Annotated in this window: 13 protein-coding genes; 8 read left to right on the forward strand and 5 right to left on the reverse strand. The window is 75.8% G+C overall.

Annotated elements, in window-relative coordinates; all coding sequences use genetic code 11:
* The first annotated feature begins 44 nt into the window (after positions 1 to 44).
* Together ACFVXG_RS27145 and ACFVXG_RS27150 are read left to right on the forward strand one after the other, a co-directional pair.
* Positions 45 to 1,409 (forward strand): BTAD domain-containing putative transcriptional regulator, encoded by a 1,365-nt coding sequence (locus tag ACFVXG_RS27145; protein ID WP_387931044.1) that lies wholly within the window; start codon positions 45 to 47, stop codon positions 1,407 to 1,409.
* Entirely contained in the window at positions 1,406 to 4,420 is a 3,015-nt protein-coding gene (locus ACFVXG_RS27150) for a BTAD domain-containing putative transcriptional regulator (protein ID WP_387931045.1), read from the forward strand. Before ACFVXG_RS27145 ends, ACFVXG_RS27150 begins: the two co-directional genes overlap by 4 nt.
* A gap of 69 nt (positions 4,421 to 4,489) precedes the next feature.
* Here the strand turns inward: ACFVXG_RS27150 and ACFVXG_RS27155 are convergent, their stop codons facing one another.
* The gene (locus tag ACFVXG_RS27155; RefSeq protein ID WP_387931046.1) at positions 4,490 to 5,026 is read right to left on the reverse strand and encodes a helix-turn-helix domain-containing protein; all 537 of its coding nucleotides are present in this window, start codon (positions 5,024 to 5,026) and stop codon (positions 4,490 to 4,492) included.
* A gap of 65 nt (positions 5,027 to 5,091) precedes the next feature.
* Here ACFVXG_RS27155 and ACFVXG_RS27160 point away from each other — a divergent pair, with 65 nt between their 5' ends.
* From ACFVXG_RS27160 to ACFVXG_RS27170, 3 genes are all read left to right on the forward strand, one after another.
* The gene (locus tag ACFVXG_RS27160; protein WP_387931047.1) at positions 5,092 to 5,949 is read left to right on the forward strand and encodes an alpha/beta fold hydrolase; all 858 of its coding nucleotides are present in this window, start codon (positions 5,092 to 5,094) and stop codon (positions 5,947 to 5,949) included.
* A gap of 249 nt (positions 5,950 to 6,198) precedes the next feature.
* Positions 6,199 to 6,606: a hypothetical protein gene (locus tag ACFVXG_RS27165; protein WP_387931048.1), complete on the forward strand. Its 408-nt coding sequence runs from the start codon at positions 6,199 to 6,201 to the stop codon at positions 6,604 to 6,606.
* Between the two features lie 209 nt (positions 6,607 to 6,815).
* Positions 6,816 to 7,622, forward strand: coding sequence for a DUF4389 domain-containing protein (locus ACFVXG_RS27170; RefSeq protein WP_387931049.1), 807 nt, complete (start codon positions 6,816 to 6,818; stop codon positions 7,620 to 7,622).
* Positions 7,623 to 7,639: 17 nt separating this feature from the next.
* Here ACFVXG_RS27170 and ACFVXG_RS27175 read toward each other — a convergent pair whose 3' ends face one another.
* The 4 genes from ACFVXG_RS27175 to ACFVXG_RS27190 form a co-directional block, all read right to left on the reverse strand.
* Entirely contained in the window at positions 7,640 to 8,398 is a 759-nt protein-coding gene (locus ACFVXG_RS27175) for an IclR family transcriptional regulator (protein WP_387931050.1), read from the reverse strand.
* Between the two features lie 118 nt (positions 8,399 to 8,516).
* Positions 8,517 to 8,849 (reverse strand): putative quinol monooxygenase, encoded by a 333-nt coding sequence (locus tag ACFVXG_RS27180; RefSeq protein ID WP_387931051.1) that lies wholly within the window; start codon positions 8,847 to 8,849, stop codon positions 8,517 to 8,519.
* A 129-nt stretch (positions 8,850 to 8,978) separates the two neighbouring features.
* Positions 8,979 to 9,359 (reverse strand): hypothetical protein, encoded by a 381-nt coding sequence (locus ACFVXG_RS27185; RefSeq protein WP_387931052.1) that lies wholly within the window; start codon positions 9,357 to 9,359, stop codon positions 8,979 to 8,981.
* A 79-nt stretch (positions 9,360 to 9,438) separates the two neighbouring features.
* The gene (locus ACFVXG_RS27190) at positions 9,439 to 10,335 is read right to left on the reverse strand and encodes an NAD(P)H-binding protein (RefSeq protein ID WP_387931053.1); all 897 of its coding nucleotides are present in this window, start codon (positions 10,333 to 10,335) and stop codon (positions 9,439 to 9,441) included.
* Between the two features lie 68 nt (positions 10,336 to 10,403).
* On the opposite strand from ACFVXG_RS27190, the gene ACFVXG_RS27195 reads away from it, so the two are divergent.
* The 3 genes from ACFVXG_RS27195 to ACFVXG_RS27205 all read left to right on the forward strand — a co-directional run bounded on the left by ACFVXG_RS27195 (position 10,404) and on the right by ACFVXG_RS27205 (position 13,328).
* Positions 10,404 to 11,213: a LysR family transcriptional regulator gene (locus tag ACFVXG_RS27195; protein ID WP_387931054.1), complete on the forward strand. Its 810-nt coding sequence runs from the start codon at positions 10,404 to 10,406 to the stop codon at positions 11,211 to 11,213.
* 61 nt (positions 11,214 to 11,274) lie between these two features.
* Complete coding sequence (locus ACFVXG_RS27200) at positions 11,275 to 12,042, forward strand: phosphotransferase (RefSeq protein ID WP_387931055.1); 768 nt, start codon at positions 11,275 to 11,277, stop codon at positions 12,040 to 12,042.
* 65 nt (positions 12,043 to 12,107) lie between these two features.
* Positions 12,108 to 13,328, forward strand: coding sequence for a phosphodiester glycosidase family protein (locus tag ACFVXG_RS27205; RefSeq protein ID WP_387931056.1), 1,221 nt, complete (start codon positions 12,108 to 12,110; stop codon positions 13,326 to 13,328).
* Positions 13,329 to 13,376 lie beyond the last annotated feature (48 nt).

Here is a 13,376-nt window from a genome sequence, read left to right on the forward strand (position 1 = left end):
CTCCCGTCGGTCGGGGCGGGCCGAGCAGGATCTACGGGGGGGCCGTGCAAGAGGTGCGCTTCACCATCCTGGGCCCGCTGCGGGCCTGGTCGGCGGACCGGGAGCTGCGGATCAACCGGGCCCGGGACCGGGCGGTGCTCGCGGTGCTCCTCGCCGCCCAGGGCCGGACCGTCCCGGTGGGCGAGATCGTCGACGGGGTGTGGGGCGAGGAGGGGGACGAGGCGCCGGACCGGGCCGGCGCCCTGCCCGGCCACGTCTACCGGCTCCGCAAGGTGCTGGACGGAGCGGACCCGGAGCGGACCGGACCGAGCCTGCTGCGGCACCAGGGCAAGGGCTACCGGCTGGACGTCGACCCCGGCGCCCTCGACCGGACGGCCTTCCTGGCCGGGCTCGCGGACGCCGCCACCGCCCGCCGGAACTGGCAACCGGAACGCGCCCGCGCCCTGCTCTCCGACGCGCTCGTCCTCTGGTCGGGCCCGGCGCTGGACGGTGTGCCGGGCCCCTTCGCGGCGCACGAACGCCGGCTGCTGGCCGGCCGCCGCCAGGAGGCGCTGCGGCACTGCCGGGAGCTCGACCTGGAGCTCTCCGGCCGCCCGGCACCGGCGCCGCCCACCGGGGCGGTCCGGTGCCCCTTCCAACTGCCCCCGGATCTGGCCGACTTCACCGGACGCCGGACCCAGCTGGCCGCCGTCGCCGGTCTGTTGGCCGGGTCGGCCGGACCGGCCGACGGACCGGCGAGGCAGGCCACCGTGACCGGCCCGCGCGGTGCGGGCAAGAGCGCCTTCGCGGTGCACGCCGCCCACCTGGCCGCCCCCGACCACCCCGACGGCCAGCTGTACGCGGACCTGCACGGCACGGGCCCCGACGCCGTGCCCGACACCCTGGCGGCGTTCGTCCGCGCGCTGGGCGTCGAGGACGGGGCGGTACCGCCGGGCCCTGCCGAACGCGAGGCCCTGTTCCGACGGCTGCTGGCCGGACGCCGCGTCCTGGTCGTGCTCGACGGCGTCACCGCCGTGGCGGCCGTCCGCCCCCTGCTGCCCACGGCGCCGGGCTGCGCCGCCCTCGTCACGGTCGACGGTCCGGGCGGAGCGGGCGGTCGGGACGCGGGCCACAGCGGCCACGACGGCCACAGCACCGTCAGCCTCGGCCCGCTGAGCCCACCGGAGGCGCTGCTCCTGCTCGACCGGATCCTCGGCCCGGAGCGTCCGGCCCGCGAGCCGGACGCCGCACGCGCCCTGGCGGCCGCCTGCGGCCACCTGCCGGGCCCGCTGCGCCGGGCGGCCGACCTGTTGGTCCGTCGACCGGCCTGGCCGATCGCCGCACTGCTGTCCTCGCCCGAAGGGCCCCGGGCCCCGCTGGCCGGGCGGGCGGCAACGGTCGGACCGGGCGCCGCGGACGGCGGACGGTGAGCCACCGCGAACCGCCCGGCGCGGACACGCCGGACCCACCGCGCGATCACCCCACCACCCCGGCGGAAAGCGGGACGGGACCGCGCTTCACCCTGCTGGGCCCGCCGGCCGGCTGGTACGACGGGCAGCCGCTCGACCTGGGGCGCCGCCAGCAGCGGGCGTTCCTGGCCATGCTGCTGGCCCACCCCGGCCGGGTGCTGACGGCCGCCGCGCTCGCCGACGGGGTCTTCGAGGAGGGGCGCCCGCCGACCCGGCCCGGAGCGGTGCTGGCCACCCACGCCTACCGGCTGCGCCGGGAGCTGCGCCGGCACGCCGCCGGGGACCTGCTGGTCACGGTGGACGACGGCTACCGGCTCGACGTGCCGGCCCGGGCGGTCGACGTCGGCGAGTTCGACTCCCTGGTCCGGGAGGCCGACCGGGCCCTGGCCGTCGGCGGCCGGCCGCGGGCCCGGGACCTGCTGGCCCGGGGGCTCGCCCTGCACCGGGGCGAGCCGCTGGCCGGCCTGCCGGGGCGGCACGCCGCCGAACTGCGCCAACACCTGACCCTGCGCAGGATCACGGCGCTGGAGACCAAGCTCGGGCTCGACGTGGAACTCGGGGACAGCCCGTCCTGCCTCGTCGACCTGGAACGGGCGGTCTTCGCCCATCCGTTCCAGGAACGGTTCCGGGCCCTGCTGATGCTGGAGCTCCACCGGACGGGCCGGGCCGCCGAGGCCCTGGCCGTGCACGCCGAGGCCCGGCGCTTCCACCTCGACCAGGGACTGGACTGCGCGGAGCTGGACGCCGTACTGGACCGGATCCGCCGTACCGGACCGGCACCGTCGGGCCCGAGCCGCCCGGCCCACCGCCCACCCCGCTGCCCGGCGGCCATACCGGAGCCGTTCCCGGAACCCAGGCCCCCGGCGCCCCGGCACCTGCCCGTCGACATCCCGGACTTCACCGGCCGGCAGGCGGCGGTGGCGAGGCTGACCGGCCTGCTCGCCCCGCCGGACCCGGCGGCCGTGCCCGTCGTGGCGGTCAACGGCCTGGGCGGGGTCGGCAAGACCGCGCTGGCCCTGCACGTCGCGCACGCCCTGCGCGACCGCTTCCCCGACGGTCGGCTCCGCCTGGATCTGCGCGGCACCCTGAGCGACCCGCTCGCCCCGGCCGAGGCGCTCGCCGAGCTGCTCACCGCCCTCGGGGCGCCGGAGCGCGTACTGCCCGCCGACCCGGCCGAGCGCGCCGCGCTCTACCGCACCACGGTGGCCGGCCGCCGGCTGCTGCTCCTGCTCGACAACGCGGCCGACGCCGCGCAGGTGCTCCCGCTGCTGCCGGGCGCCCGGACCTGCGCCGTGCTGGTCACCAGCCGCCACTGGCTCGGCCCGCTGCCCGGCGCCCACCACCTCCACCTGGACGCCATGGCGCCGTCCGAGGCGGTCGACCTGCTGGCCGCCGTCGCCGGACGGGCCCGGATCGCGGCCGAGCCCCGGGCGGCCACCGCGATCGTCGCGGCCTGCGGCCTGCTGCCCCTGGCGGTACGGGTGGCCGGCTCCCGGCTGGCCGCCGACCCGGGGCAGTCGCTCGCGGGCCTCGCCGCGAGCCTCGCCGACGAAGGCACCAGGCTCGCCGAACTCGCCTGGGACCACAGCGCGGTGGAGCCCGCGCTGGCACTCTCCTACGGCCGGCTGGGCACCGCTCAGGCGCGCGCCCTGCGGCTGGTCGCCCTGCCGGACGCACCCGAACTCCCGCTCGCCGCCGCCGGCGCCCTGCTCGACCGCGGGCCCGACGAGACCCGGGTGCTGCTGGAGGCGCTGGTGGACCTCAACCTGCTGCAGTCGCCGGCCGCCGACCGCTACGGGCTCCACGACCTGGTCCGGGTGTTCGCCCGGGGCCGGAGCGAGCGGCAGGACGCCCCCGAGGCGGTCACCGCGGCGTTCGCCCGGCTGCTCGACTTCTGCCTCGCCGCCGCCCGCAACAGCGAGGGGGCCTCGCACCACACCAACCGGGCCGGGAAGTGGCTGACCGGGGCCGTGACGACCGTGCCGGCGCCGGCCTTCCACGGCATCGACGAGGCCAACGCCTGGATGCTGGCCCAGAGCGCCCTGCACCACACGGTGATCCACCGGGCCTGCCGGGACCGGGGCCTGTCCACGGCCCGGGCCGCCGACCTGCTGGACACCATGGGGTCGGCCATGTTCGGCCGGGGGTACGCGGGGGCGGTGGGCGAGCTCGCCGGCCACCTCGCCGCCGCGGCCCGGGGGCGGGGCGAGCACGCCGCGGAGGCGCTGGCGCGCACGGTGCGCGCGAGCATGCTCTGGCACACCGGCCGCTTCCCGGAGGCGCGCGCCGAACTCGAGCGCACGCTGCCGCTCTGCCGGGCCCGTGAACTGCTCCCCCTGCGGGCGAGGGCCCTGCGACTCCTCGGCGCCACCGCACGGCTGCAGCGGCGCTACCCGGAGGCGATCGAGGTGCTGACCCGGGCCGTCACGCTCTTCCAGGAGCTCGGGGACGAGGGGGCCGAGGGCCTGGCGCTCGGCGAACTCGCCGTCAACCAGGCGCGGACCGGCCGGTTCGACCAGGCCCGGGCCACCGCCCTCCGGGGCGCCGAGCTCACCGGCCGGCAGGCCTGCTGCGTGGCGGCCCTGGGCCGCTTCTACCTCGCCCGGGTGCTGCACCTGAGCGGCGACCTGGGCCCGGCCCTGGTCGAGGCCGAGCACACGCGCCGACGGATGCGCCGCCTCGGCCAGACCGACTACCAGGTCGCCGCAGGGGTCCTGGTCGCGCGGGTCCACCTGGCGGCCGGGCGGGCCGGGGCTGCCGTCCGCTCGGCCGAGGAAACGCTCCCGTTGGCCCGTCAGGCCTCGGGCACCCTGGAGGGGCACGCGCTCGGGATCCTCGGCCAGGCGTGCGCGGTGCTGCGCCGCACCGACCGGGCCAGGAGCTGCCTGAGCGAGGCGCTGGGACGGTTCCGGCAGCTGGGCCACGCCATGGACGCGGCCGACATGGAGCGGGCGCTGCACTCCCTGGCCTGACGGCTCGCGCACCGCCTGGGCCCTGCGCTCGGGTAGCAGTCCCCGGCCGGGCGGCCTGACGGTCCGCGCTCAGGGGGATGAGGGATCGGTGGGGAAGAGGACGGGGCTGAGCAGGTACGGCACCCGGCCCGGGCCGGGCTGGTTCTCCAGCCGGGGTCGCAGGGCGGCGACCAGTTCGCCGACGAGCTCGGTGAGTTCGTCCGGGCTGAGCCAGAGGGTGCCCTGGCGGTAGGAGACCGAGTCGGCGGTCGGGTTCGCGCCCTCGCGGTCGAGGTAGGCGTTGAACTCGGCGATGAGGACGGCCATGGCGGCGGCGAAACCGCGGCGGTGGTCTTCCAGGGACATGGTCGCGGCCGCTTCGCCGTCGATCGAGGGGCGGTCGCGGCGCAGCCGGTACCGGCGCTCGACGACATTGCGGACGCGGCGCTCCTCGGCCACTTCGAGGAAGCCGGCCTCCGCGAGCAGGGCCACGTGCCGGTAGACGCTGACCTTCGGGACATCGGGCAGCCGGGCGGACAGTTCGCCGGTGGTGAGCTCGCGTCCGCCGGACAGGGAGTGCACCACGCGGAGGCGTACTGGGTGGAGAAGCAGTTCGGCGGTGTCCATGGCGCAACTATCTCATGAGTGATACCGTTATCGAAATTGAAACTGTGGGTGGGGGAGTGAAGCGGATGAGACGGGAAACCGGGCGGGCAGTGGCCGTGAACGGGCGCTCCGTCCATGTCGAGGAATCGGGTCGGGGTGCCGACTGGGTGGTCTTCGAGGCCGGAGCGGGCCTCGGTCGGACCAGTTGGGACGCGGTGCTGCCGCTGCTGGCCGACCGCGCCCGGCTGGTGGCCTACGACCGTGCCGGGTTCGGCCGCAGCGGCCGGACTCCGGGCCGGCTGGGCATCGACGACCTGGCCGCCGACCTGGCCGCGTTGATCGGGGAAGTGGTCCCGCGCTCGTCCCCTCCGGTGCTCGTCGCGCACAGCATGGGCGGGCTGGTGGCGCGCCGCGTGGCGGACGGCCTGGGCCCACGGCTGCGCGGCCTGCTGCTCCTCGACCCGACACCGGAGAGCGCACCCGTCTACGACCGGTTCGACGAGACCGCCGGGAAGGTCGACCGCGTGCTCGCCGTGACGCAGGCGCTGGTGCGGTTCCGCCCACTCGCCCGCATGGGCAGCGGGAACCTCCGGCGCGTGTTCCCGGCCGACACCTACGCGACGATGCTCGCCGAGGACCTCGTCCCTGCGGGGATCGCGCAGACCAGGAAGGAGCTCAGGGCCGTGGTCGAGGCCATCCCCCGGTTCCGTGCCGAGCCGCCGGGCCTCCCGACCTGTCCGACCGTGCTGCTCTCGCCGTCCCGCCCCGACCGGGGCCGCCGTGCGCAGCGCACCGCCATGACCGCCCACCAGCGGCAATGGGTCGCGACCCTGCCGGACGGGCTGTTCGAGGTGGTGGACTCGGGGCACCTCGTCCAGGCCGAGCAGCCGGAGACGGTGGCGCAAGCGGTCGGCCGACTCCTCGACCGGACAAGTCCTCGTTGATCTGACACCGGAACCGCGGTAGGTCATTCGGTCCTCCTCCGCCCGGTGCTTCGCCCGCTTGTCGGGTCCCGCACCGGCAAGGCCGTTGGCGGCGCCGCCGTCACCGACGACTCCGTGCTCTCCAGGGCCCGTAGGTGCCCGGGCCCAGGGCCGCCTGACGCGCTTGCTCATCAAACGTCCATCGCCGTACCCGAACCTGCTGTTGCGCCCGGTCACCGGACCGGGCCGCTACTGAGAGGGAGGACCGTCATGTTCGGCAACGGAGTCAGGAAGACGGCGATGGCCCTGGTCGGCACGGCGTTGGCCACCGGCCTCGCGCTGGCGGGCAGCACCGGGACCGCCGCGGCGTCCAGCGGTGGCGGCTGCGGCGGCCCCGACTGGGAGCAGGTGTGTGTGAGCGCGGGGAACGGCTCGGTCACGGCGACGGCCAACACCAACTTCGGCAACGGCAACTGCACCGAGGAGGTGATCCTCTGGGACTACACCACCGGCGGCAGGGCGCTGGACACCAGCTTCGGCTGCCACACCGGCCCGTACAGCTTCAGCTACACCCTGAGCAACCCGAGCCCGGGCCACGACTACAAGGCCGAGGTGCGCCTCTACTGGAACGGCGGCTCGAACTACGACTACCAGCTCAGCCCGGACCTGTTCTACTGACCGGCGCCGTGTGAGAGGGTCACCGGGTGGGCGTTCAGCCGTTCGCGCGGATCGTCGCGCGGATCCAGTCGGCCGGGGGCGTTATCCGACCCGTCCGAACCCGTCCGGCCCAGCACCGCGCGCGGGGCGGGCGCAGGGCTGCGATCTTCGGAGGGACCCGGCAGTGCCCGACTGCCGGGTCCCGTCGTTCCGAGACCGTGGAGGCCCGGATGTGGCAGGCTCCCCCCGCCCCCGTCAGCCGTGAGTGGCTTCCCGCGCTGGACATGCCGGCGCCCGGCGAGCAGAACCGCTGGACGGTGCTGCTGCGCTTCCTGCTGCTGATCCCGCAGTTCGTGGTGCTGTGGGTGCTGTCGCTGGTGGCGTTCCTCGTCACCGTGGTCGGCTGGTTCTGCGCGCTGGTCCTCGGTCGGCTGCCCGACTTCGCGGAGACCTACCTCAGTTCGTTCGTCCCGTACGAGACCCGGGTCACCGCCTACCTGATGCTCACCGTGGACCGCTACCCGCCGTTCCGGTTCCACGCCCCCGAGTACCCGGTGCAGGTCGGGCTGCGGCCGGGCGAACTGAACCGGCTGGCCGTCCTGTTCCGCATCATCCTGGTCATCCCCGCCTTGATCGTGCAGGGCCTGCTGCACGCGGGCTGGTGGATGGTCTCGTTCATCAGCTGGCTGGTGGTGCTGATCCTCGGCCGGATGCCGCAGCCGCTGTACGAGGCCACGACCGCGATCCTGCGCTACCAGATGCGCTACACCGCCTACCTGGTGATGCTCACCTCCGCCTACCCCAAGCGGCTGTTCGGGGACGAGCCGGGCAGCGAGCCCGAGCGGGTGTCGGCGACCCGGCCGCTGGTGCTGAGCGGCGGCGGGCGCGGCCTGGTCGTGCTCTTCCTGATCCTCGGCCTGGTCTCCTGGGCGACGAGCTCGGTCACCGCCTCGGTGAACACCGACGACAACGACGACGACAACGGCGTCAACCCGACCCAGCACGTCATCGCGCCCCTGGTGCCCGGCCTCCACTGACCGCGGGAGGCCGAGGGTCAGGGCCGGTCGGCCGGGGAGGCCTCCCGGGCGGCCTGCTTGACGGCGGCGATCAGCTGGTGGCGGCGGGCGCGCAGCTCCTCGGGGCGGACGGCGAGCGAGACGCTGCCGATCACGGCACCGTCCGCACCGAGGACGGGGGCCGCCAGGCAGGCCAGGCCCGTCCGGGCCTCCTCGACGTCCAGGGCGACACCGGTGCGGCGGATCCGCCGCAGTTCCTCGTCGAGCCGTTCGACGGAGGCGATCGTGTGCGGGGTGAACCGGCGCAGGCCGGGCTGCTCCAGGTAGCGGCGGCGCGCGGCCGGGCCGGCGGCGGCCAGGGCGATCTTGCCGTGGGCGTAGGCGTGCGAGCGCGGGTCGACGCCGACGGTGAGGTCGGGCCGCTCCCCGTAGTCGGCGGCGAGGGTGCGCACGTCGGCGATCACCAGGCCGTCGCCCTGGTAGGCGACGTAGTTGGCGCAGGCACGGGTGGTGTGCCGCATCCGGGCGAGCACGCCGTCGATGCCGTCGGTGAGGCCCATCTGCCGCTGGAACGCGCGGTGGAGGGCGGAGACCTGGTAGCCGAGGGTGTAGCCGCCGTCGGTGCGCACCAGGTAGCCGCGCTCGGTGAGCGGGGTGAGCAGGGTGTAGGCCGTCGACAGGGCGCAGCCGAGGCTGCGGGCGAGGGCCTTGGCCGAGACCGGCGCGGTCGACTGCGCGACGAGTTCCAGCACCTCCAGGGTGCGGTCGGCGGCGCGCGGCCCGGTCTGACCGGCCATGACGGGGGCTCCTCCTGCTGGTGCTGCGTGACCCGTCCAGTGTGCCGGGGGCCGGGGCGGGGGCGGGCACCGGCCCCCGCTCAGGCCCGTGCCCGACGCTGTCCGGGCCGGGCCGGGCTCAGGCCTCGCGCGGGGTGATCTCGCCCATCAGGTCCCAGCCCTCGCGGTCGGGGAGGTCGACGCTGATGATCCGCGGCTTGGCGGCGACCGCACCGGCCAGCGTCTCCATGGCCTGCCGGAAGTGCGCCGACTCGACGTGCGCCCGCCCGGCCTCGCCGTCCCGGAACCCCTCGACGAGCACGTACTCGTCCGGGTCGTCCACGCTGCGGGACCAGTCGAAGAACAGGTTGCCCGGTTCGGCCCGGGTGGCCTTGGTGAAGTCGGCGACGATGTCGAGCCACTGTGCACTGAGCTCGGGGCGGACGGGGAACTTCGCGGTGATGAAGATCATGGCGCTCTCTCGGATCGGGGAGACGGTGGAACCCCCACCCTGCCCGAGCGCCGCCCGGCCGGGGGAACGCACCGCGCCGCGATTCCACCCATGCCGGAAACCGCCCCCGCCGGGAGCCCCGCGGCGTCGCTACGACAGGAGGCGGTCGGGGGAGGGGAGGCGGGTGATCGGCTCGTCGGCCCAGGAGTAGACCTCCAGGAGGGACAGCCGCCCCTCGGTGACGAAGACGATGACGCCGCCGATCGGGGTGCCGTCGGCATCGACCACGGTGGCCTCGGCAGCCGGGTTCTCGGTGGCGGGCGCGGCGGATACGGCGGCCGGGTCGGCCAGGGCGAGGTCCAGGCTGGGGCAGGGGCACGCGCAGCCGCCGGTGACCCGCAGGTGGGGGATCTGCGCGCGCAGGGCGCGGAAGGCGGGGGTGTCCGCCGCGAGGAGCGCCTCCAGGAGGGCGACCGCCTCGGCGGGCAGGGGGTCGTCGGTGGTGCGGTCCGTGGCCGTCGGGTCGTTCATGGGGGGAGCCGATCATCCGGCCGGAGGGTGCGTCAACCGGGTCGGGCGGGCACCGGCCCGGGCGGTGCCCGCCCGGTGGTCAGGCCAGGACGGCCGGCTTGAGCACCTCCTCGCACCACTGGCGGAAGGTCGTCGGGCTCGCGCTCTGCGGGGTGCGCTCCACCCCGGCGTCGAGGCCGTCGTCCTTGGCCCGCATCATGTCGGCGAAGCCCTGCGCGAGCGCCTCGCTGTAGCCCCGGCCGGGGAGCGAGGCGCGGAACTCGTCCAGCGGCTGGCGCTCGTAGCGGACCGGGCGGCCGAGGACCTCGGACATGATGCGCGCCATGTCGTTCGCCGAGAGGTCCTCGGGGCCGAGCACCGCGACCTCGCCCGTCCCCGTCCAGGAGCGGTCGAGCAGCAGGTCGGCGGCGGCCGCGGCGATGTCCCGGGTGGCGGCCAGGGGCGCCGGGCGGTCGGCGGCGACGGTGGAGCTGTAGATGCCGTGGTCACGGATCAGGGCGGCCTGCCAGAGCAGGTTGTCCATGAAGGAGGGGTTGGCGAGCGCCCGGTAGGCCGCGCCGGTGCTCGCGAGGAGGTCGTCCATGGCCAGCGTCGCCGTCACGTGCCCGGCGCGGTCGGCGACGGGCGTGCCGCGGCCGAGCGCCGAGACGCCGACGACGTGTCGGACTCCGTGGGCGGTGAGAGCAGCGACGGCGGTGCGGGCGAAGCCGGAGTAGACGGCGTCCAGGCTCGGTGCCTGCGGCCTCGGCGGGACGACCCAGAAGACGGCGTCCGCGCCGGCGAAGGCCCGGTCGACGACCTCGGCCTCGTCGTGCGAACCGACGACGACGTCGACGCGGGCGCGGACCGCGTCCGGGAGCTTCCCCGGATCGCGGACGACGACGCGCAACTCCTCGCCGTGGGAGGGGGATCGGTCGAGCAGGAGGTCGAGGAGCCGGCCGCCGATCTGGCCGGTGGGAGTGGTGATGACGATCATGTGTCGAGTCTCCGGGAGGGCCGACCGCGGGGTCCAATACCCTTCCTGGGCATTGATACCTTTCCGGCATGGATCTCGACCTGCGCAAGCTCCGCTACTTCGTCGCGGTGGCCGAACACCGGCACTTCGGCCGGGCAGCCGAACAGCTCTACATCACCCAGCCGGTGCTCAGTCGTCAGATCAAGGCCATGGAGGAGGAGTTGGACTGCACGCTGCTCGTCCGGACCACGCGCAGCGTGGAGTTGACCGCCGCCGGGAAGCAGCTCCACACGGAGGCGCAGGGGATCCTCGCGGCCGTCGCCGCGGCGGTGCAGCGCGTGCACGACGCCGACCTGGGCACCCGACGGCTCGTCGTCGCCTTCTCGCCCGGGCTGCACGTGTCGGAGGCGATCCGGGCGTTCGCGCTCCGGCACCCGGACGTCGAGACCGACGTCGTTCCGGCACGCTGGTGGGAGCAGGACGCGCCGCTGCGCGACGGCCGCGCCCAAGTGGGCTACCTGCGACGGCCGTTCGACGACGCTGGGCTGCGCACCGTCCCCATCGGTCTGGACCCCCGGGTCGCCTGTCTGCCCGCCGCGCACCCGCTGGCCGGCCGCACCGAGCTCACCACCGCGGACCTCGACGGCGAGCGGATGCTCGACCTGCCGATCCGGCGGACGGCCTCGCTGGAGGAGAAGTTCGAGCTGATCGCCGCCGGACACGGCATCGGGCTGGTTCCGCTGAGCGTCGCGCGCTCCTACTCGCGACCGGACCTCGTCCACCTGCCCGTCACCGACGCCCCCGGGCTCGAGACCTGCCTGGTCGTCCCCGCCGACCGGCGGGAGAAGCTGCTGCGCGACTTCCTGGAGATCGCCACCGCCACGCTGCGGCGCAGCTGACCTTCCCGTCGGGGGGTGAATCGGCAGGACGCCGGCCGGGGCGCCCGGCTACGCTGCCCCGATGATCGAGGACGGAGCCACGGACAAGGGCAGCGTGACCACGGTCCGGCGGATCGGCGACACCATCCGCCGGCCGACCGGCGCGTGGACGACCGCGGTGCACGCGCTGCTGACCCACCTGGAGGCGGTGGGCTTCACCCGGGCCCCTCGCCCGCGCGGCGTCGACGGCACCGAGGAGGTGCTCTCGCTGCTGCACGGCGAACCCGCCTTCGCGCCCTGGCCGGCCGCCCTGCGGTCGACCGGGGGGATCCGCGCCCTCGGGCGCTGGCTGCGCGAGTACCACGACGCCGTCCGGGACTTCCGGCCGCCCGCCGACGCGCGGTGGCAGGGAGCCGAGGAGGAGTGGCGGCCCGGCCTGGTCATCCGGCACGGCGACCTCGGCCCGTGGAACGCCGTCTGGGACGGCGACCACCTGGTCGGCTTCATCGACTGGGACTTCGCGGCGCCCGGCCACGCCCTCGACGACCTCGCCCAACTCGCCTGGTACACCGTGCCGTTGCGCTCCGCCGAGCAGCAGCGGCGAGCCGGGGTCGGCGGGGAGCAGGCGCTTCGGGAGCGCCTCGACGCGCTGTGCTCCGCCTACGGGGCCCGGCCGTCCGCGGTGCTCGACGCCCTGGACGCCCTCCAGGCGCGGGAGGCCGCGCGGATCGAACGGCTCGGCGGGCGCGGCGAGGAGCCCTGGGCGAGCTTCCTCGCCCGCGGCGACGCGGCCGAGATGGCGGCCGAACGGGCCTGGCTCCGCGCGGAGCGCGCGGCCCTGCTCGGCTGACCGCACGGGCGACGCGCCGCCGGTGGTCCGGGAGTTCGGCGGTGGGGGCCGTCACCATGCTGGGCGTGAAGACTCTTCCGCGGTGTGTGATCGCCCTGGTACTCGCCCTGGTCCTGGCCGTGGGCCCGGTCGGCCTGGCCGACTCGTCAGCTCGGGCCGGAGCCGACGCGGGCTGGGCGGTGCTCGCGCCCGGGGTCGGGTACCGGGAACTGACGGTGCGCACCCCGCACGGCGACGCGCGGGTGTACGCCGTCCGCGCCGACCTGCGCGGGCCCGGTGTGCGGGCGGACCTGCTGTTCCCCGGGGCGGTGGCGGCCCGGGCTCCGCTGACCGCGATGGCCGGCGCGCGCGGGGCGGTGGCGGCGGTGAACGGGGACTTCTTCGACATCAGCGAGGAGCAGCACCCGGGGGTGGCGGCCACCGGGGCGACCTCCGGCCCGGCCGTGTACCGGGGGCGGGCCCTGAAGGCGGCGGTGCCGCAGGCGCAGCGGTTCGGCTGGTGGCCGCCGCCGGGCGACACCGACCAGGACGTGCTCGGCGTCGGGGTGGACGGGGTCGCGCGGCTGGGGCGCCTGGCGCTGCGGGGCCGGGTGCGGGCCGCGGGCGGTTCCTGGCCGCTGGGCGGGCTGAACCAGTACGCGCTCCCGGTCGGCTCGATCGGCGTGTTCACGCCCGAGTGGGGTGAGGTCTCGCGGGCCCGCGCCGCCTGCGGGAACGACGAGTCACGGAAGGCCCCCTGCACGGCGGAGACCCGGGAGCTGACGGTCCGCCAGGGCCGGGTGGCAGCGGTGTCCGACACCCCGGGCAGCGGGCCGATCCCCGCGGGCAGCACCGTGCTGCTCGGCCGCGAGGCGGGCGCCCGGGCGCTGGCGGGCCTGCCCGTCGGTACGCCGGTCGCCGTGGACTACCGCCTCGAGTCGAGCGAACCGGTGCCCTTCCGCTTCGCGCTGGGCGCCTACCGGCTGCTGCGCGACGGGAAGGCGCTGACCGGGCTGGACGCCACCGCCATCGAGCCGCGCAGCGCGGTCGGCCTCGCGGACGGGGGGAGGGTGCTGACGCTGCTGTCCACGGACGGACGGGAGGGCACCTCCACCGGTCTGACCCTGACGGAACTCGCCTCGACGGTGCGCGAGTTGGGCTGCCCGGACGGCGTCTACCTGGACGGCGGAGCCTCCGCCACCCTGGTGGCCCGGGACCGCGCCACCGGAGAGCTGACGGTGCGCAACCAGCTCGACCACGGCCGGGAGCGACCGGTGCCCAACGCGCTGGGCATCTTCGCAGGGTGACAGCTGGCACCCCCTGGGGGGGTGTCGGCGGTGCTGTCGGTCCGGCCT

This window comes from Kitasatospora sp. NPDC058162, assembly GCF_042884005.1.
Classification (GTDB): domain Bacteria; phylum Actinomycetota; class Actinomycetes; order Streptomycetales; family Streptomycetaceae; genus Kitasatospora.

Excerpts from the sequence above, each read along its gene's own strand:
- ACFVXG_RS27180 (WP_387931051.1), bottom strand. The coding sequence starts at position 8,849 with ATGATCTTCATCACCGCGAAGTTCCCCGTCCGCCCCGAGCTCAGTGCA.
- ACFVXG_RS27190 (WP_387931053.1), bottom strand. The coding sequence starts at position 10,335 with ATGATCGTCATCACCACTCCCACCGGCCAGATCGGCGGCCGGCTCCTC.
- ACFVXG_RS27170 (WP_387931049.1), top strand. The coding sequence starts at position 6,816 with ATGTGGCAGGCTCCCCCCGCCCCCGTCAGCCGTGAGTGGCTTCCCGCG.
- ACFVXG_RS27165 (WP_387931048.1), top strand. The coding sequence starts at position 6,199 with ATGTTCGGCAACGGAGTCAGGAAGACGGCGATGGCCCTGGTCGGCACG.
- ACFVXG_RS27175 (WP_387931050.1), bottom strand. The coding sequence starts at position 8,398 with ATGGCCGGTCAGACCGGGCCGCGCGCCGCCGACCGCACCCTGGAGGTG.
- ACFVXG_RS27155 (WP_387931046.1), bottom strand. The coding sequence starts at position 5,026 with ATGGACACCGCCGAACTGCTTCTCCACCCAGTACGCCTCCGCGTGGTG.
- ACFVXG_RS27195 (WP_387931054.1), top strand. The coding sequence starts at position 10,404 with ATGGATCTCGACCTGCGCAAGCTCCGCTACTTCGTCGCGGTGGCCGAA.
- ACFVXG_RS27200 (WP_387931055.1), top strand. The coding sequence starts at position 11,275 with ATGATCGAGGACGGAGCCACGGACAAGGGCAGCGTGACCACGGTCCGG.
- ACFVXG_RS27160 (WP_387931047.1), top strand. The coding sequence starts at position 5,092 with ATGAGACGGGAAACCGGGCGGGCAGTGGCCGTGAACGGGCGCTCCGTC.
- ACFVXG_RS27185 (WP_387931052.1), bottom strand. The coding sequence starts at position 9,359 with ATGAACGACCCGACGGCCACGGACCGCACCACCGACGACCCCCTGCCC.